9 protein-coding genes and 2 pseudogenes are annotated in these 18089 nt (G+C 64.9%); 9 read left to right on the top strand and 2 right to left on the bottom strand.

Annotated elements, in window-relative coordinates; translation table 11 throughout:
• Nucleotides 1-213: 213 nt before the first annotated feature.
• Together ASB57_RS03500 and pcaF are read left to right on the top strand one after the other, a co-directional pair.
• Complete coding sequence (locus tag ASB57_RS03500; RefSeq protein WP_057650605.1) at nucleotides 214-1593, top strand: chloride channel protein; 1380 nt, start codon at nucleotides 214-216, stop codon at nucleotides 1591-1593.
• Nucleotides 1594-1743: 150 nt separating this feature from the next.
• Nucleotides 1744-2949, top strand: coding sequence for a 3-oxoadipyl-CoA thiolase (gene pcaF / locus ASB57_RS03505; RefSeq protein WP_057650606.1), 1206 nt, complete (start codon nucleotides 1744-1746; stop codon nucleotides 2947-2949).
• 164 nt (nucleotides 2950-3113) lie between these two features.
• On the opposite strand, the gene ASB57_RS03510 is transcribed toward pcaF, so the two are convergent.
• Together ASB57_RS03510 and ASB57_RS03515 are read right to left on the bottom strand one after the other, a co-directional pair.
• Complete coding sequence (locus ASB57_RS03510) at nucleotides 3114-3569, bottom strand: DUF192 domain-containing protein (RefSeq protein WP_369822864.1); 456 nt, start codon at nucleotides 3567-3569, stop codon at nucleotides 3114-3116.
• A 202-nt stretch (nucleotides 3570-3771) separates the two neighbouring features.
• A complete protein-coding gene (locus tag ASB57_RS03515; RefSeq protein ID WP_057650608.1) occupies nucleotides 3772-4017 on the bottom strand; it encodes a cold-shock protein in 246 nt (81 codons plus the stop codon).
• A gap of 222 nt (nucleotides 4018-4239) precedes the next feature.
• On the opposite strand from ASB57_RS03515, the gene clpS reads away from it, so the two are divergent.
• The 7 genes and pseudogenes from clpS to ASB57_RS31465 form a co-directional block, all read left to right on the top strand.
• On the top strand, nucleotides 4240-4554 hold the full coding sequence (clpS, locus tag ASB57_RS03520; RefSeq protein ID WP_057650610.1) for an ATP-dependent Clp protease adapter ClpS: 315 nt from the start codon (nucleotides 4240-4242) through the stop codon (nucleotides 4552-4554).
• Between the two features lie 243 nt (nucleotides 4555-4797).
• Entirely contained in the window at nucleotides 4798-9921 is a 5124-nt protein-coding gene (locus tag ASB57_RS03525) for an alpha-2-macroglobulin (protein ID WP_369822790.1), read from the top strand.
• Nucleotides 9873-12167 (top strand): penicillin-binding protein 1C, encoded by a 2295-nt coding sequence (gene pbpC / locus ASB57_RS03530; RefSeq protein WP_082621336.1) that lies wholly within the window; start codon nucleotides 9873-9875, stop codon nucleotides 12165-12167. Before ASB57_RS03525 ends, pbpC begins: the two co-directional genes overlap by 49 nt.
• A 52-nt stretch (nucleotides 12168-12219) precedes the next feature.
• A complete protein-coding gene (clpA, locus tag ASB57_RS03535) occupies nucleotides 12220-14523 on the top strand; it encodes an ATP-dependent Clp protease ATP-binding subunit ClpA (protein ID WP_057655884.1) in 2304 nt (767 codons plus the stop codon).
• 11 nt (nucleotides 14524-14534) lie between these two features.
• The gene (locus ASB57_RS03540) at nucleotides 14535-15887 is read left to right on the top strand and encodes a paraquat-inducible protein A (protein WP_231755329.1); all 1353 of its coding nucleotides are present in this window, start codon (nucleotides 14535-14537) and stop codon (nucleotides 15885-15887) included.
• Nucleotides 15888-15949: 62 nt separating this feature from the next.
• A pseudogene (locus ASB57_RS30920) lies at nucleotides 15950-16768 on the top strand (intermembrane transport protein PqiB); the annotation flags it as partial.
• A gap of 573 nt (nucleotides 16769-17341) precedes the next feature.
• Nucleotides 17342-18088: pseudogene (locus tag ASB57_RS31465) on the top strand (MlaD family protein); the annotation flags it as partial.
• Between the last annotated feature and the right edge of the window lies 1 nt (nucleotide 18089).

Here is an 18089-nt window from a genome sequence, read left to right on the forward strand (position 1 = left end):
ATGACCCTCCCGCCGCCAGCCCGTTGACCCGGCGTCAACGCGGCCACGCGGCATAGCCATGTCGCGCAGCAGGGCCGGCTTCCGCAAGGGAGCCGGCCCTTCGTGTTTTGAAAGCCTGTCGCGCTGCGCCACGCTTCAGGCCGCCGTAACGCCGCCGGTGCTATCGTTGACGGTTTCCCGTCGCTCGTCCGCCTTCCGGACGCCTACCCGAATATGTCCTTCGCCTCCCTGCGCTGGTTGCGGCTGATGTCGCGCCGGCAACTGCGCCACGCGCGCCGGTTGTCCCGCAAGTCCGTCCAACTGGCCCTGGTGTTGGGAGGCGCCGCGCTGGTGGCGCTTGCCTCGCTGGCCTTCGCCAAGCTGGCGGACATGGCGCTGGAGTGGAACGCCCAGTGGGTCGAGCGGGCCGGCTGGGCCGCCTTCATCGTCATGCCTCTGGGCCTGGCCGCCATCCGCTGGCTGACCCTGCGCTATGCCGGTTATGCCGTCGGCAGCGGCATTCCCCAGGTGATCGGCGCCCTGACGCTGCAGCGGCAGCCACGCGCGCAGGGCGGTCTGGTGACCCTGGCGCATGCCCTCTGGAAAATCCCGCTGACCTTCGCCGGCATGCTGGTCGGCGCATCGATCGGCCGTGAAGGGCCGTCGGTACAGGTCGGCGCGGCCGTGATGCTGGCCTGGGGGCGGTTCTGGAAGAACCGCAACCTGCCGCTGCAGGGCTTCCACAACAACGAGCTGATCGCCGCCGGTGCGGCGGGCGGCCTGGCCGCGGCGTTCAATGCCCCCTTGGCCGGTGTCATTTTCGCGATCGAAGAACTGGGCCGCGGCACCGCCTTGCGCTGGCAGCGTCTGGTGCTGCTGGGCGTGCTGGCCTGCGGCTTCATGGTGGTCGCGGTGAGCGGCAACAATCCCTATTTCGGTATTTTCGGTGGCAGCGTCCTGCCCAATATGCTGGGCTGGGTGCTGCTGTGCGGCGTCATCAACGGCGCCCTGGGCGGCATCTTCGCGCGTCTGCTCGGCAAGGGCGTGACGGTGCTGGCGCCCTTGGCCTGGCGCGCCAAAATGCGCGCGCATCCCATCTGGACCGCGGCCATCATCGGCCTGCTGCTGGCGTCCATAGGCTATGCCACCCACGGTGTCATCTACGGTACCGGCTATGGCGCGGCGGCCGCGCTGCTGTCCGGCCAGTCCGCGGGGCACGAGGGTTTCGGCCTGCTGAAATGGGTGGCCACCTTGCTGTCCTACTGGGCCGGCATTCCCGGCGGCATCTTCACGCCGGCGCTGACCACGGGCGCCGGCATCGGCCAGGAAATCTGGTCCTGGACGGGCGGGGCGGTCGACCAGCGCGTGCTGGTCCTGATTTCCATGGCGGCCTTCCTGGCGGCCGCCACGCAGGCGCCGCTGACGGCCGCGGTGGTGGTGATGGAAATGACCGGCAGCCAGCCGATGTTGTTCTGGCTGATCGCCGTCGCGCTGGTGGCGTCGACGGTCTCGCGCCAATTCAGTCCGCATGCCTTCTACCATCTGGCTGCCGGCCGTTTCCGCCGGCAGATCCTGGTGGACACCGGACGGGCGCAGCAATCAGCCGGGGGTTGAGCCCGGCTCAAAACCGGACACCCGACGCCTCAAAACACAGCGCAATGTCCATCCAATGGACGTCCATTCAATGGACATTCGCGACGCTCGGCGCCTTGCCGCGCGCCCCGTTGCGCTACCATCGTCGCTCCTTTCTACTGAGAGCCTGCCATGACCGAGCAAGCCTTTATTTGCGATGCCATCCGTACGCCTTTCGGCCGTTACGGCGGTGCACTGTCCTCCGTGCGCGCCGATGACCTGGGCGCGGTGCCTATCAAGGCGTTGATGGCCCGCAACCCTGGAGTGAAGTGGGACGAGCTGGATGACATCATCTTCGGCTGCGCCAACCAGGCCGGCGAAGACAACCGCAACGTGGCGCGCATGTCGGCGCTGCTGTCCGGCCTGCCCGTCGGCGTGCCGGGTTCGACCATCAACCGCCTGTGCGGCTCCGGGCTGGACGCCCTGGGCACCGCCGCGCGCGCCATCCGCGCCGGCGAAACCACCCTGATGCTGGCGGGTGGCGTGGAAAGCATGAGCCGCGCGCCCTTCGTGATGGGCAAGGCGGAAACCGCGTTCTCGCGCAACGCCATGATCTACGACACCACCATCGGCTGGCGTTTCGTCAACAAGCTGATGAAGGCCCAGTATGGCGTCGACGCCATGCCGGAAACCGCTGAAAACGTCGCCGACGATTTCAAGATCAGCCGTGAAGACCAGGACATCTTCGCCCTGGCCAGCCAGGAAAAGGCCGTCAAGGCGCAGCAGTCCGGCTTCTTCGATACGGAATTGACCTCGGTGTCCGTGCCGCAGAAGAAGGGCGACGCGGTGGTGGTCGACAAGGACGAACATCCCCGTTCGACCAGCCTGGAAGCCTTGGCTCGCTTGAAGGGCGTGGTGCGTGAGGGCGGTTCGGTGACGGCCGGCAACGCTTCCGGCGTCAATGACGGCGCCGCCGCCTTGCTGCTGGCCAGCGAAAGTGCCCTGGCGCGCAACGGCCTGACGCCGCGTGCTCGCGTCGTCGGCATGGCTACCGCCGGCGTCCCGCCGCGCATCATGGGCATGGGGCCGGCGCCCGCCACGCGCAAAGTGCTGGCCCTGACCGGCCTGACCCTGGACCAGATCGACGTCATCGAATTGAACGAAGCCTTCGCCGCGCAAGGCCTGGCCGTGCTGCGCGACCTGGGCATCGCCGACAACGATCCGCGCGTCAACCCGAATGGCGGCGCCATTGCCCTGGGTCATCCCCTGGGCGCCAGCGGCGCCCGTCTGGCCACCACCGCCGTCAATCAGCTGGAACGCAGCGGCGGCCGGTATGCGCTGTGCACCATGTGCATCGGCGTGGGTCAGGGCATCGCCGTGATCCTGGAACGCGTCTAAGACGGGGGGCTGCTCGTCGCAGGTTGGACGGGCGCCCGCGGTCCAGACACAAAAACGCCCCCATATGCCTGGGGGCGTTTTACATTCACTGACAATTGCGCAGGAAATTGGTTAGCAGAAGCTACCGAAGTATTCTTGCGATGACCAAAATCCCCCGGGTGCAATCAGGGCAGGCCGTCGATTTTCTTGCCGGCGCTGATGCCGTGATCCGCGAACCAGCCCTTGGACATTTCCAGCGCATAGCGCACGGGCTTTTTCGAGCAGTGCGTGTCGTCGGTTTCCGGCGCCATCTCGGCGACGTTGACGATGGTGCCATCGTCGGCGATGAAGGCGATGGACAGGGGCAGGGGGGTGTTGTGCATCCAGAAGCACTGCATGTCCGGGTCGCCGAAGACGAACAGCATGCCGTCGTTGGCTTCCAGCGCCTTGCGGAACATCAGGCCGCGCCGGCGCGTTTCATCGGTGTTGGCGATTTCGGCATGGATCACGTGGATGCCGGCCGACAATTGCACGGTGCGCAGCGTCTCTTGCGCGGTGGTCGGCTCTTGAGCTTGGGCGGTGCCCGCGCCGACGGCGCAAGCGGCCACGGCAGTCAGAAGCAGGCCGCGCAGGACGCGCAGCGCGGGGCCGAACGGCGCGCCGCCCCCCAGCTTGGATTTGGATAGCGAGGAGGGCAGAGCAGCGCTGGTATGCATCATGACTACTTAAGTAAGAGATAGAACAGCGAGAGAAAGCAGCGGGAACGGCAAAAAGGCAGGGCGTCGAACGCCCCGCCTTCACAGTATGGTACTCGAAGACGCCGAGAAAACCCGGCCTGGTGGCTCAGGCAGAGGTTATATTCAGGGCTTGCTTACCCTTGGGGCCTTGGATGATCTCGAAGGATACTTTCTGGCCTTCTTTCAGGGTCTTGAAACCGTTCATCTGTATCGACGAAAAGTGCGCGAACAGATCTTCGCCACCATCGTCCGGCGTGATGAAGCCGAACCCTTTCGCGTCGTTGAACCATTTTACGGTTCCGGTTGATTTTGGATTGTCCCCTTGGACAGCGGATGCGGTCATATCAGACATGCGGACTGCCTCATGAATCGTATGTTGACAGAAGGGCTCCCCGGCCAGGCCGTCCCCCCCCTTTTATTCCCGACGCTAACAGTCGCCTGAAACGGCGAGAATTCCGCGAATAATGCGCTTAATTTCTTTCTTGCGTCAAGTATGGAAACTACGCATTTCTACATGTAAAAGTGGCCCAATGCATGCGCCACTTATTCAAGGTTTAAATAAAATACCGCCGCTATGAGCACAAGTACGGATACCCATCACGATCTGGTTGTAGAAAAGGAGGCCGCGAAGACCGCGCCGCCTCCGATGTACCAGGTTGTCCTGCTCAATGACGATTACACCCCCATGGAGTTCGTGGTGAAGGTGCTGCAGAAGTTTTTCGGCAAGAATCAAGAAGAAGCGACCCGGATCATGTTGCAAGTTCATCACGAAGGCCGAGGGGTATGCGGGGTATATCCCCGTGACGTCGCGGCGACGCGTATTGCCCAGGTTGGCCAATATGCGCGGGCCAAACAGCATCCATTGCAATGCGTCATGGAACCGGTTTGATCCGGTCTTCCTGCTAGACCCGGGCGTTTAATACGTCTGGCATAAATCCAAAATAAAGTACGTTTTTTTTAAATGTATTGATATTAATCAAGACATTTATTGTAGTTTCGCCTTCGCGGCGCGGGAGAGGGGTTTAGCGTGAGCAAAAACAAGGGCGTTTTGGGGGCGGTCGCGGCCGTCGTCATAGTCTTGCTTGTGGCCGTTGTCGTCTTCTTGAAACGGTCTCCAGAATCACCGGCCCCCGTGGCCCAACCGTCCAGCGCGCCCACCGCGGCGCCGGCAGCCTCAGGCACGGTGACGCCGGCCGCGCAGGCACCCACGCAAACGGCGGCCACGCCGGCGCTACCCTCCACCGCTACGGTGGGCTCCGCGGATCCCTTCGGCACCCTGGCTTGCAAGGCGCGCCAATATTCGGACACGCTGTCGCTGGCCGTGACGTTCACGCAGCCGGTCGACCGCAAGACCGAGCTCAGCCGCTTTATCGAAGTCATCGACACCGGTCCGTTGAAGGGCAGCGATGACTCGAAGGCGAAATCCAAGGACCAGCCTGCCACCGCCGCCGATACCGGCAAGACGGTGCAGGGTTCGTGGACGGTGGGCGACAACCCGCGCATGATCTACTTCCCCTTCGTCGTGCCGCAGCACCGCTACGTCATCCGCCTGCGCGCGGATCTTCCCGGCGCCGGCGACAAGGTGACCCTGGGTACGGCGGCGCACTGCGATGTCGAAACCGAGGCGATGCCGCCGTCCTTCTATTTCGCCAGCAAGGGCGTGGTGCTGCCGGCCGGCCAGAATGGCGGTTTGCCGGTGACCACGGTGAATATGCCCGAGGTGGATGTGCAGTTCCTGCGCGTCGCGCCCGAGCGCGTGCCTGAATTCTTCGACTCCGTGGTGAGCGGCCGTGGCGGCTCCAGCGATGATGACGAAGAGGGTGGCTACAACGACTACTACGGCAACCGTTCGCTCAAGGGCCTGGTGAGTTCCTGGGACCTGGAACGCTTGACCTCCTTGAGCACCAGCGTCTATCAGGGCCGTTTCCTGACCGACGACAAGCCCAACCGCAGCCATGTCACGTTCCTGCCGGTCGAGGGCATCAAGGAATTGCAGGAGCCAGGCATCTATATCGCGGTGATGAGCCAGCCCGGCCATTTTCGTGAGGAATACCAGACCTCCTATTTCTACGTCAGCGACATCGGCTTGCACGCGCGTCGCTACGCCAACCGCATCGAGGCCTACACGGTCTCGCTCAAGGAAGGCCAGGCCATCTCGGGCGACACCGTCGAGCTGATCGACGCCAGCGGCAAGACGCTGGCCAAGGCGGCCGCCGATGCCCAGGGCCATGTGCGCTTCGACGGCAGTTTCGACAAGGCGCGCGTCATCCGTGCCTCGCGCGGCAAGGAAATGACCGTGCTGGCGCTGGGCGACCCGGCGCTGGACCTGTCGGAGTTCGATATCGGCGGCCTGCCGTCGGTGGATAACAATCTGTTCGTGTATGCCGGCCGCGATCTTTATCGCCCGGGTGAAACCTTCAACGTGTCTGTGCTGCCGCGCAACGCCGACGGCCAGCCGCTGTCCGGCGCGCCGCTGACCGCGACCATCAAACGTCCTGATGGCCGCACGGTGCTGACCGCGCTGTGGAGCCCGGACAAGGACAAGGATCGTCCCAGCTATCTGCAACACGCCATCGATCTGCCCCTGGATGCGCAAACGGGCACCTGGATGCTGGAACTGCGGGTCGACCCCGCCTCGCGCCGGGCCGATGCCACGTGGCCGTTCAAGGTCGAGGAATTCCTGCCCGAGCGCATGAAGATGACGCTGCAGGCCGAAGACGGCCCGCTGGGCCCCGGCGACGGGCTGGACATCGACGTGCAGGGCGACTACCTGTATGGCGCGCCGGCTGCGGGCAACCGCCTGCTTTCCAGCTACACGATCAAGCGCGACCGCTATGCGCTGCCGCAGAAGTGGCCCGGCTTCATCTTCGGCGACGTCAACGACGACAGCATCAAGCGTTATGAAGAGCTGCCCGAGAGCCAGCTGGACGACAAGGGCAAGGGCAATATCAGCGTCGACACCTCCAACTACAAGGACGCGTCCTCGCCGCTGAAGGTGCGTGTGTCGGCCAGCCTGCTGGAGTCGGGCGGCCGCCCGGTGGTGCGTTCCATCGAGCGCAGCATGTGGCCGGCGGCCAAGCTGATCGCCGTGCGTCCGCTGTTCGACAGCAACGTCACGCGTGAAGGCGCGCCGGCGAATTTCGAAGTCATCCGCGTCGACGGCAAGGGCGAGGCAGCTCCGCTGCAGGCCGCCCAGGTGCGCCTCTACAAGGAAGAGCGCAAGTATTACTGGCGCTATGACGACCAGCGCGGCTGGAACAGCGGCTACACCGAGACCGAGGAACTGGTCGACTCGCGCGTGGTGGCCTTGAACGGACGCCTGCCGATGAGCCTGCCGGTCAACTACGGCCGCTATCGCCTGGAAATCAGCGATCCCGAAACGGATCAGGTCCTGAAATACCGCTTCTACGCGGGCTGGGGCGCCCAGGACGATGAGTCCGCCGGCAATCGCCCGGACCGTGTGCAGATGAAACTTGAAGGTGTGCCTGCCAAGGCGGGCGACAAGGTCAAGCTGACCCTGACGCCGCCGCACGACGGCCAGGCCCTGGTCACCGTGGAAGGCGACCGCATGCTGTGGTCGACCTGGGTGGCCGCCAAGGCCACCGGCACGGAAGTCGAGATCCCCATCGATCCGAGCTGGAAGCGCCACGACCTGTATGTGGGCGCGGTGGTGTTCCGCCCGGGCAGCGCGGGCGACCGCGTCACCCCGGCGCGCGCGGTGGGACTGGCCTATCTGCCTCTGCAGGCGGAAGGACGCAAGCTGGCGGTGCATCTGACAGCGCCCGCCAAGGTGCTGCCGGAGACCCGCACGACGGTCAAGATCAAGGTGGATGGCGCGGCCAACAAGAAGGCTACCGTCACGCTGTCGGCGGTGGACGTCGGCATCCTGAACATCGATCAGTACCAGACCCCGGATCCCTTCAACTTCTTCTTCGGCAAGCACCGTTACGCGCCCGATCTGCTGGACATGTACGGCAAGCTGATCGAGAAGATGGACGGCACCAAGGGCCGCCTGAAGTGGGGCGGTGACGCGGCCATGCGCGGCGACACCAAGACCCTGCCGAAGAAGGTCAAGCTGGTGGATCTGTTCTCCGGTCCCGTCACCTTGAACGCGCAGGGCGAAGCGGAGATCCCGCTCGATCTGCCGGACTTCAACGGCACCCTGCGCCTGATGGCCGTGGCCTTCACCAACGACGAGTACGGCAGCGCCGACGCTGAAATGACCGTGGCGGCGCCCATCGTGGCCGAGCTGAGCACGCCGCGCTTCATCACGCCCGGCGACGAAGCGGCCATCGCGCTGGACGTGACCAACCTCAGCGGCGCGCCGCAGAAGGTCACGGTCAAGCTGGAAGCCAACGATCCGCTGGCCATCACCGATGGCACGCGCACCGTCACCCTGAAGGACAAGCAACGCACCACCGTCCGCTTCACGGCCACCACGACCGGCTCCTATGGGCTGGGCCTGATGCGCCTGACCGTGGACGCGCAGGGCGGCGACAAGCCGGTGCACATCGTGCGTGAGTCGGTGCTGCAAGTGCAGCCGGCCCAGGCCGACGAACGCCAGGTGCGCCGTCTGCGCCTGATGCCGGGCGAAAGCGCGGCCACGCAGGCCGACTGGGTGGCGCGTTACTTCCCTGACTCGACCACCGTCAGTCTGACCATGTCGACCGAGCCGCCGTTCAACGTCGCGCGCCTGGTGCATGACCTGCTGTCCTATCCCTACGGCTGCACCGAGCAGACCGTCAGCGCCACCTTCCCGTGGCTGTTGATGGATGCCGAGATGGCCCAGCGCTACAAGGTCGACAAGTTCTCGGCCACCCTGCGCGAGGACAAGGTCAACGGCGCGCTGGCGCGCTTGTCCGGCATGCGTGCGTCCAATGGGTCGTACTCCTTGTGGGGTGGCGACACCAGCAGCCGCGATGTCTGGCTGACGGCCTATGCCACCAGCTTCATGCAGGATGCCCGCGAGCGCGGCTTCAGCGTGCCGGAAGCGACCATCGAGCGTTCGCGCACCTGGCTGTTGCAGCAAGTGCAGCAGACCGGCAGCACCTTCGGTACGTGGTCGGCCAATCTGAAGCGTGGCGTGGAATCGGGCCGGGTCGGCTCCAACGAGCTGAGCGTGCTGCGCGAAGACCATCGCCGCTTCGCCGGCCTGGCGGCCGCCGCGCTGGTTCTGGCTCGTGATGGCAAGGCACCGCTGGCCACCGTGCGCCAGCTCTACGACAACTATCAGGAACGTGCGCGTTCGCCGCTGCCGCTGGTGCAGCTGGCCGCCGCCTTCAAGCTGATGGGCGACGAGGGCCGCATGAAGGCTGCCCTGGATCAAGCCATGACGCGCCAATATGGCATGGCTTTCGTCTCGTCTGCTTCGGCGTCCGGCACGAACCTGTATATCGATGAGTGGATGGGTGATTACGGCACCCCGGTGCGCGATGTGGCCATGTCCTATGCGCTGATGGCGCAGTACGACCTGCGCCACGAGCGCCGTGAAACCCTGCTCACCGACCTGGCCTCGCGCCTGGGCAGCCGGTCCTACTTCTCCACGCAGGAGCAGATGGCCCTGTTGCTGGCGGCTCGCACCGCCGGAGGCAAGAAGGACGCGCCGTGGGAAGTGACCCTGGCCAACGGCACCGTCCGCAAGGTGGTGCAGGCCACGGGTGACCAGACCGTATCGCTGCGCGCCAACGACATGGGCGGCCTGCAACTCATCAACTCGGGCAGCCAGCCGGTGTTCGCCGAACTGGACATCCAGGGCAGCAGCATCACGCCGCCGACGCCGCGTACTGACGTCATCCGTGTGCAGCGCCGCTGGTATCGTCCGAACGGCACGGCCTGGGATGGCGGCAGCTTGCAGACCGGGGATATCCTGGTGGCCTGGATCCGCGCCGATGCCAGCCGTCGCATTCCGGACGGCCTGGTGATCGATCGCGTGCCGGCGGGTCTTGAGGTGGAGAATCTCAACCTCACGGCCAACCCGGACATGAACGACTGGACCATCGGCAACCGCCGCGTGGCCGACGCGCTGTCCAATCCCAATATCAAGCACACCGAATTCCGTGACGACCGGTATGTCGCCGCGGTGTCGCTGGGCAGCGGCGCGGTGGATATCTTCTACATGCTCCGGGTGGTCACACCTGGCAAGTACGCGGTCCCGTCGACGGTGGCTGAAGACATGTACCGTCCGGAATTGCGTGGCGTAGGCGAGCAATGGAGCAAGATCGAAGTACGCGACCGCAACGCGCCGAAGGGCAAGTAAGCCCGCAGGCTGCCGGCTTCCCGCAACCCGGGGACCGGAAGCCCGGCCGCCGGCCGGCCGGACGCCGCCGCCAGCGCCGCCTGTTTCAGGCGGCGCTGGCGTTGGTGGCCTTGCTGGCCGTGACGTTGCTGGTGCTGGACAGGCTGTTTCCCCTGCCGGCGCCTTATGCCGACGGCGCCACCGTGGTGGTGGCGGCCGACGGCACGCCCCTGCGCAACTATCCCAGCCGCGACGGCATCTGGCGTTATCCCATCACGGCTGACCAGGTGTCGCCGCTATACCTGCAATCCCTGCTGACCTATGAGGACCGCTGGTACCGCTGGCATCCGGGTGTCAATCCGGTGGCCATGGCGCGCGCGGCCTGGCAATGGGCGGCGCATGGCCGCATCGTGTCCGGCGGCTCCACCCTGACCATGCAGGTGGCGCGGCTGATCGACCCCAGGCTGAACGGCCAGCCTTCGCGTTCGATCGGGGCCAAGTTGCGCCAGGCCTGGCGCGCGATCCAGCTGGAGATGCACTACAGCAAGGACGAAATCCTTTCCATGTACCTGAGCCGCGCCCCCATGGGCGGCATCGTGCAGGGCGTGGAGATGGCGTCGCGCTTATGGCTGGGCAAGTCGGCGCGTAACCTCAGCGCGGCCGAGGCTGCCTTGCTGACGGCGCTGCCGCAGGCACCCACCCGCCTGCGCCCCGACCGCCACCCCGACACTGCCCGGGTGGCGCGCGACAAGGTGCTGGACCGCATGGTCGAGCTGGGCCGCTGGACCCGCGCCGAGGTCGATGACGCCAAGATCGAAACCGTGGTGGCGCCGCCGCTGCGCGCCCGCTGGGTGGCCCCTTTGGCGGCGCAACGCCTGTTGCGCGAGGCCCGGCCGCCGGGCGGGCGGCGCGACAAGCGCCCGCCGCTGCTTGCCAGCAATCTGGACGTCGAAATCCAGGACCGGGTCGAGCAGATGCTGCTGGACCGGGTCGACACCCTGCCGCCCAAGGTCTCCATGGCCGTGCTGGTGATGGACAACGATACCCTGGAGGTCAAGGCCTACGCCGGTTCGGCAGATTTTTCCGACGACAGCCGTTACGCCCACGTCGATATGGTCACGGCGATCCGCTCGCCGGGATCCACGCTCAAACCCTTTCTGTACGGTCTGGCGCTGGACGACGGCCTGATCCATTCCGAAAGCCTGCTGATGGACGTGCCGATGTCTTTCGGCGGTTACGCCCCGGGAAATTTCCAGGCGTCGTTTTCCGGTCCCGTCAGCGTGTCCCAGGCCCTGCAGCGGTCCTTGAATGTGCCCGCGGTAGACCTTTTGGACCGGGTCGGACCGGCCCATTTCGCATCGGTTATGCTAGGTGGCGGTGTCCGTCTGCGCATGCCTGCCGGGGCGGTTCCCAATCTGAGCTTGATTTTGGGCGGGGGTGGCACCACATTGGAAGAACTGGTGGGTGCCTACCGGGCCTTGGCGCGGGGCGGCTTGTCCGGGAAACCGCGTCTGCGCCCGGATCAGCCTCGCATCGAGTCCCGTATGATGAGTGCCGGTGCGGCATGGATCGTGCGGGACATCCTTGAAGGGGGAGGGCATCCCGACCGGCCTTTCTACCAGTCGCAGTCCGGTTCGCCGGGCAAGCGCCTGGCGTGGAAGACCGGCACCAGTTTTGGGTTCCGCGATGCCTGGGCGGTTGGCGTCACGGACAATTGGACGATAGGCGTCTGGGTTGGCCGGCCTGACGGAACACCCAATCCCGGGTATTTCGGGGCCAACGTGGCGGCGCCTTTGTTACAGGATATCGTGTCGGCCTTGCCGGACGGTCCGCCGCGGGAACGTCCGCGGCCGGAAACGGTCAAGGCTGTTGTGACGTGTTGGCCCTTGGGGCTGCGTCTGGGTAGCGTGCTCGGTGGCACGTGTCCGGAGCAGCGGCCGGCTTGGGCTTTGAATGACACTGTTCCGCCGACCTTTGTGGGTTATGCGGACGGTACGCAGGCTCCCCTGCGTTTGATGGGCCTGGCCAACGGGTCGGTGCTACGGCCAGTGCCGGGCAGCAACCGCGTGGCGGTGGACGTCGATGCGCAAGGGGTTGATGGCGATATATGGTGGATGCTCGATGGGCGCGTGCTTGGGCATGGCCCGGCGGGACGTCCGTTCACGGTGTCGCTGGCGAACGACGGTCGGTATACGCTCACGGTCATGGACAGCCGAGGGCGTTACGATCGGGTAGGTTTTGAAATCGCTGGCGTTACTGCTCGATAGGCATAGAATATGTCCTGTGTTTATGCCCGCTTCGATGCGTTATGGAGGAAGCGTGATTTCCCAAGAGCTTGAAGTCAGCCTGCATATGGCTTTTGTCGAGGCCCGTTCGGCTCGCCATGAATTTATTACTGTCGAACATCTGTTGCTGTCCTTACTGGATAATGCTTCAGCTGTCGAAGTCTTGCGCGCGTGCGCGGCGAATCTGGACGATCTGCGTCGTAACTTGCGCCAGTTCGTTTCCGAAAATACGCCCGTGATTCCGAGTGGCGCCGAAGTGGATACGCAGCCGACGCTGGGTTTCCAACGGGTGATCCAACGCGCGATCATGCACGTTTCGGCAGGCGGCACCGGCAAGAAGCCGGTGACCGGCGCGAACGTATTGGTGGCCATTTTTGGCGAAAAGGATTCGCACGCGGTTTATTACCTGCAACAGCAGGGCGTAACCCGCCTGGACGTCGTCAACTTCCTGTCGCATGGTATTACCAAGCAGCCGCAGGTCGAATCGGCCGCGACGCAGAAAGAACAGCAGCCGGCTCCCGAGGAGCAGGGCGAGTCGCGCCAGTCGCCGTTGGATCAATATGCCAATGACCTCAACGCGGCCGCGCTGGCTGGTCGTATCGATCCCCTGATCGGTCGCGAGACGGAAGTCGAGCGGGTGATCCAGGTGCTGTGCCGCCGGCGCAAGAACAACCCCTTGCTGGTGGGCGAAGCCGGTGTCGGCAAGACCGCCATCGCGGAAGGCCTTGCCTGGCGCATCACGCGCGGCGAAGTGCCGGAGATTCTGCAAGCGGCTCAAGTCTTTGCGCTGGACATGGGCGCCTTGCTGGCCGGTACCAAGTATCGCGGCGACTTCGAACAGCGGCTCAAGGGCGTGCTCAAGCAATTGCGCGCGAATCCCGACGCCATCCTGTTCATCGACGAAATCCATACGCTGATCGGCGCCGGTTCGGCGTCGGGCGGCACCCTGGACGCGTCCAACCTGCTCAAGCCGGCCTTGTCTTCGGGCCAGCTCAAGTGCATCGGCGCGACCACGTATACGGAATACCGTGGGGTCTTCGAAAAGGATCACGCGCTGTCGCGTCGTTTCCAGAAAATCGACGTCAGCGAACCCAGCGTGGAACAGACCGTGCAGATCCTGCGCGGTTTGAAGACGCGTTTCGAGGAACACCACAACGTCCGCTATTCGTCCGCCGCCTTGCTGGCCGCGGCCGAGTTGTCGGCACGCCACATCAATGACCGCCATCTGCCGGACAAGGCCATCGACGTGATCGATGAAGCCGGTGCCGCACAGCGCCTGCTGCCGCGTTCGCGTCAGAAGAAGGTCATCGGCAAGGTGGACATCGAAAACATCGTGTCCAAGATCGCCCGCATTCCGCCGCAGTCGGTTTCCAATGACGACCGCAGCAAGCTGGCAACCCTGGACCGCGACCTGAAGACGGTGGTGTTCGGCCAGGACAATGCCATCGAGGCGCTGTCGGCTGCCATCAAGATGGCGCGTTCGGGTCTGGGCAAACCGGAAAAACCCATCGGTGCCTTCCTGTTCTCCGGTCCCACGGGGGTCGGCAAGACGGAAGTCGCGCGCCAGCTGGCGTTCACCCTGGGCGTGGAGCTGCTGCGCTTCGACATGTCGGAGTACATGGAGCGTCACGCGGTGTCGCGCCTGATCGGCGCGCCGCCGGGATACGTCGGTTTCGACCAGGGTGGTCTGCTGACCGAGGCCATCAACAAGCAGCCGCATTGCGTGCTGCTGCTGGATGAAATCGAGAAGGCGCATCCGGATGTCTTCAACATCCTGCTCCAGGTCATGGACCACGGCACGTTGACGGACAACAACGGACGCAAGGCCGATTTCCGCAATGTCATCCTGATCATGACCACCAACGCCGGCGCGGAAACGCTCAACCGCCCGTCCATCGGTTTCGCCAATTCGCGTGTGGCCGGCGACGAGATGGCGGAAATCAAGCGTATGTTCACGCCTGAGTTCCGCAACCGTCTGGACGCCATCATCCCGTTCTCGGCGCTGACCCGCGAAATCATTCTGCGCGTGGTCGACAAGTTCCTCATGCAGCTGGAAGATCAGTTGCACGAGCGCCGGGTCGAGGCGGTCTTCACCGACGCCTTGCGCGCGCATCTGGCCAAGGAGGGTTTCGATCCTCTGATGGGCGCGCGTCCCATGCAGCGGCTGATTCAGGACACCATCCGCCGCGCGCTGGCCGACGAGCTGCTGTTCGGCAAGCTGGTCGACGGCGGCACGGTGACGGTGGACCTGGATGCCGACGGCAAGGTCGTTCTTTCGTACGGCGAGAAGCCGTCGTCGGACGCGCCGGACGCACGGGAAGTGGCGCTGGCTGATTGACGGTGAGCTCCATGGATGCGGGTGATCAGCCGATGACCCGCCTGCGTCCTCTGATCGCCTGCGAGCATTGCGCAAGCATCTTTCGCAGGCATGACCTCGCTCCCGGCGAGGTCGCCAATTGCGGCCGCTGCGGCACCACCTTGTGGCGCTACAGCGGCCTTACGCTTGGCTCCTGGCTGGCGCTGGCCATCACCACCGCCATCGTCTTCATGATCGCCAACGCCTATCCGGTGGCGAAGATGCAGGTGCAGGGCATGGAGCAGCAGGCGTCCTTGCTGGACGCCCTTACCGTCACCTGGGACCAGGGCCACTGGGTGGTCGCGCTGATGACCGGCGCGGCCGGTTTCGCCTTGCCCATGGTGCAGTTGCTGCTGCTGATGTGGGTGCTTTATCCCTTGTCGCGCGGGCGCCTGCCGCCCGCCTTCAGGCTGGCCATGCGCCTGCTGGGGCTGTTGCGGCCCTGGTGCATGGTGCCGGTGTTCATGCTGGGTGTGCTGGTGGCGGTGGTCAAGCTGTCGGGCATGGCGTCGGTGCAGCCGGGTTTCGGCCTGGCCGGCTTTGCCTTGCTGACCATTCTGTTGACCATACTGGGCCGGCTGTCGCCGCACGCGCTGTGGCGCTACGCGGAAGACACCGGCGTGGTGCGTGCGCATGTGCCCGAGGAACGGCAGGGCGAGATCCTGACGGGCTGCCACGTCTGCGGCCAGGTGCAGAGCGTGCCCCTGGATCATCCCGAGTCCGCGCATCACTGCCAGCGCTGCAACGCGGTGCTGCACCTGCGCAAGCCCGATCACCTGTCGCGTACGTGGGCCTTGCTGATCGCCGCGGCCGTCTTCTATATTCCCGCAAACGTGTTGCCGGTGATGTCCATCTCTTCCCTTCTGGGGGACAGTGCGCATACCATCCTGGGCGGCGTGATCGAGCTGTGGCAGATGGGGTCGTGGGACCTTGCTACCATCGTGTTCGTCGCCAGTGTCATGGTGCCCTTGACCAAACTCATTTCCCTGGCGGTGCTGGCCCTGTTCATTCAGTTCGGCAGCACCACGAATCTGCGGCAGCGGACCCGGCTCTATACGATGGTGGAATTCATCGGACAGTGGTCCATGCTGGACGTTTTCGTGGTGATCCTGTTGGCGGCATTGGCCAATTTCCATGGCCTGATGGAAATCAGCGCGGCGCCGGGGGCCGCGGCGTTTGGCTCGGTGGTGATACTGACGATGCTGGCGGCGATGAGCTTCGATCCACGTCGCGGCTGGGATATCGAGGCAGCGGGCACGCAAATTGCCGCTCGCGCGCCCGTATCAACGGTTGAGCATGCTCCACCGAGCGTGGACACGGACATGGACGGACGCGGGGTCCGTTGACGCGCACAGCGTGTCGGGGTGGGTCCTCCCACCTTTAGAAGAACATTAAGGAACATCCCAGCATGGCCGATTCAAATTCTCCCGACGAGACCAGTCGTATCAAGGTCCCGGAGGTCACGCGCAAGAAGCGGCGGATCTCCTGGATCTGGCTGGTGCCCGTGGTGGCGGCCGTGGCAGGCATTTCCCTGGTCGCGCGGACCTGGCTGGAAGCGGGGCCCAGCGTCACCATCACGTTCAAGACAGCGGAAGGGCTGGAGGTCGGCAAGACCCAGGTGCGCTACAAGGACGTCAACGTCGGCGTGGTCAAGGCCATCAAGCTGAACGAGGATCGCTCCAGGGTGATCGTCACCGCCGATATCGACAAGGACGCCGCCAGCCTGGCCCGCGAGGGCAGCAGTTTCTGGGTGGTGCGGCCGCGGCTGGGCTTGAGCGGTGTGTCGGGTCTCAGCACCCTGGTGTCGGGCGCCTACATCGGCGTCGACGCGCCTTCCAGTTCCAGCAAGGGTCCCGACGGCAAGCCGGTGACGACGGCCGAGAAAACCCAGTTCGTCGGCCTGGAAACGCCGCCGGAGGTGACGCATGACCGGCCCGGCAAGCGCTTCACCTTGAAAGCCGACAATCTTGGCTCGCTGGACGTCGGGTCGCCAGTCTACTACCGCCGCATCAGCGTGGGTCAGGTGATCGGTTATCAGCTGGACAGCTCCGGCAAGAGCGTCAACGTGCAGGTTTTCATCGACGCGCCGAACGACAAGTTCGTCACGACCACCACGCATTTCTGGAATGCCAGCGGCGTCGACTTCACCGTCAATGCCGACGGGCTCAAGGTGCGTACGCAGTCGCTGCTGTCGGTGGCGGTGGGCGGCATCGCCTTCGAGGACATGGACGACAGCAGCAGCGGCGCGGCGCCCGGCGCCAGCACGGCGCCGCAAGGCCTGCCGCCCTCGGCGCTGAGCGGCAAGGGCGAGCCCAAGGACGGGGCTGCCATGTCGCCGGAGCAGACGGCCAGCGCGGCGCTGCGCGCCGCTTCCGCGGCCGCGCAGGCGAAAAACGCCGCCGGCAAGGATGCCAGCGGCGGGCAGGGCAACAAGCAGGGCGTGCCGCAAGGGAGCGCGCAGGGCCGCGACGGCAAGGCAGGACAGGGCACGCAGGGCAGCCAAGGCAAGCAGAATCCCGCCGCCCGCGGTAGCCAGATCCAGCCGGAGGACAATGCCGGCAAGCCGTCCGCCAATGCCAACGCCCAGGGCGGCGCGGCGACGGGCGCGCCGAGTTCCGCGCAGGCCATCCAGCCGCCGGGATCCAGCGCCACGCCCGCCAAGCCCTCTCAGGCGGTGCAGGCGAACACCAAGGTCGCCAAGGCCGATTCCACCTTTACCCTCTATGGCAGCGAGGCGACAGCCAAGGCCACGCCCGACGGCGAACCTTTCCCCATCCGCATGGAGTACTACCAATCCATACGCGGGCTGAACGTGGGCGCGCCCGTCGATTTCAACGGCATCACGCTGGGGCAGGTAGAGTCCATCAACATGGAATTCGACACCGAGAAGAAGCGCTTCTATGCGGTGATCGATGCCAACCTCTATCCGCAGCGCCTGGGATCGGTGTACGAACGCGTGCGTGATTACTCCATCCGCCAGGATGGCGACAACCCCTCCCATCCGGGTGGCCGCCTGCTGGGGTCCATGGTCGAGCACGGCTTGCGCGCCCAATTGCGCACGTCCAACCTGCTCACGGGCCAGCTTTACGTGGCGCTGGACGTGTTCCCCAATCAGCCGAAGGTGGAATTCAGTTGGGACGGCACCGGCCGGGCCGACATTCCCACGACGCAGGGCAACCTGGATCAGCTGCAGCAGCAGATCACCAACATCGTCAACAAGATCGAGAAGATCCCCTTCGACAAGATCGGCAACGAGCTCAACACGACGCTGGCGAATGCTTCGCGCCTGATGAACAAGCTCAACAACCAGGTCGCGCCCGAAGCCCAGGCCATGATCAAGCAGGCCGGCAAGTCGCTCAACGACATCAGCAACATGCTGTCTTCGGACAATGGCGTGCTGGCGAATTCGGACCGGGCCATCCAGGAGCTCACCCGCGCGGCGCGTTCCCTGCGTGTGCTGTCCGACTTCCTGCAGGCCAATCCGGAAGCCTTGCTGCGCGGGCGTGGCGACGATCCCATACCCGGGCGCAGTCCGAATAGGAAATAAG

This window comes from Bordetella sp. N (assembly GCF_001433395.1).
Lineage (GTDB): Bacteria > Pseudomonadota > Gammaproteobacteria > Burkholderiales > Burkholderiaceae_B > Bordetella_C.

Excerpts from the sequence above, each read along its gene's own strand:
- ASB57_RS03515 (WP_057650608.1), bottom strand. The coding sequence starts at position 4,017 with ATGTCTGATATGACCGCATCCGCTGTCCAAGGGGACAATCCAAAATCA.
- ASB57_RS03500 (WP_057650605.1), top strand. The coding sequence starts at position 214 with ATGTCCTTCGCCTCCCTGCGCTGGTTGCGGCTGATGTCGCGCCGGCAA.
- ASB57_RS03540 (WP_231755329.1), top strand. The coding sequence starts at position 14,535 with ATGGATGCGGGTGATCAGCCGATGACCCGCCTGCGTCCTCTGATCGCC.
- pcaF (WP_057650606.1), top strand. The coding sequence starts at position 1,744 with ATGACCGAGCAAGCCTTTATTTGCGATGCCATCCGTACGCCTTTCGGC.
- clpS (WP_057650610.1), top strand. The coding sequence starts at position 4,240 with ATGAGCACAAGTACGGATACCCATCACGATCTGGTTGTAGAAAAGGAG.
- pbpC (WP_082621336.1), top strand. The coding sequence starts at position 9,873 with ATGGAGCAAGATCGAAGTACGCGACCGCAACGCGCCGAAGGGCAAGTA.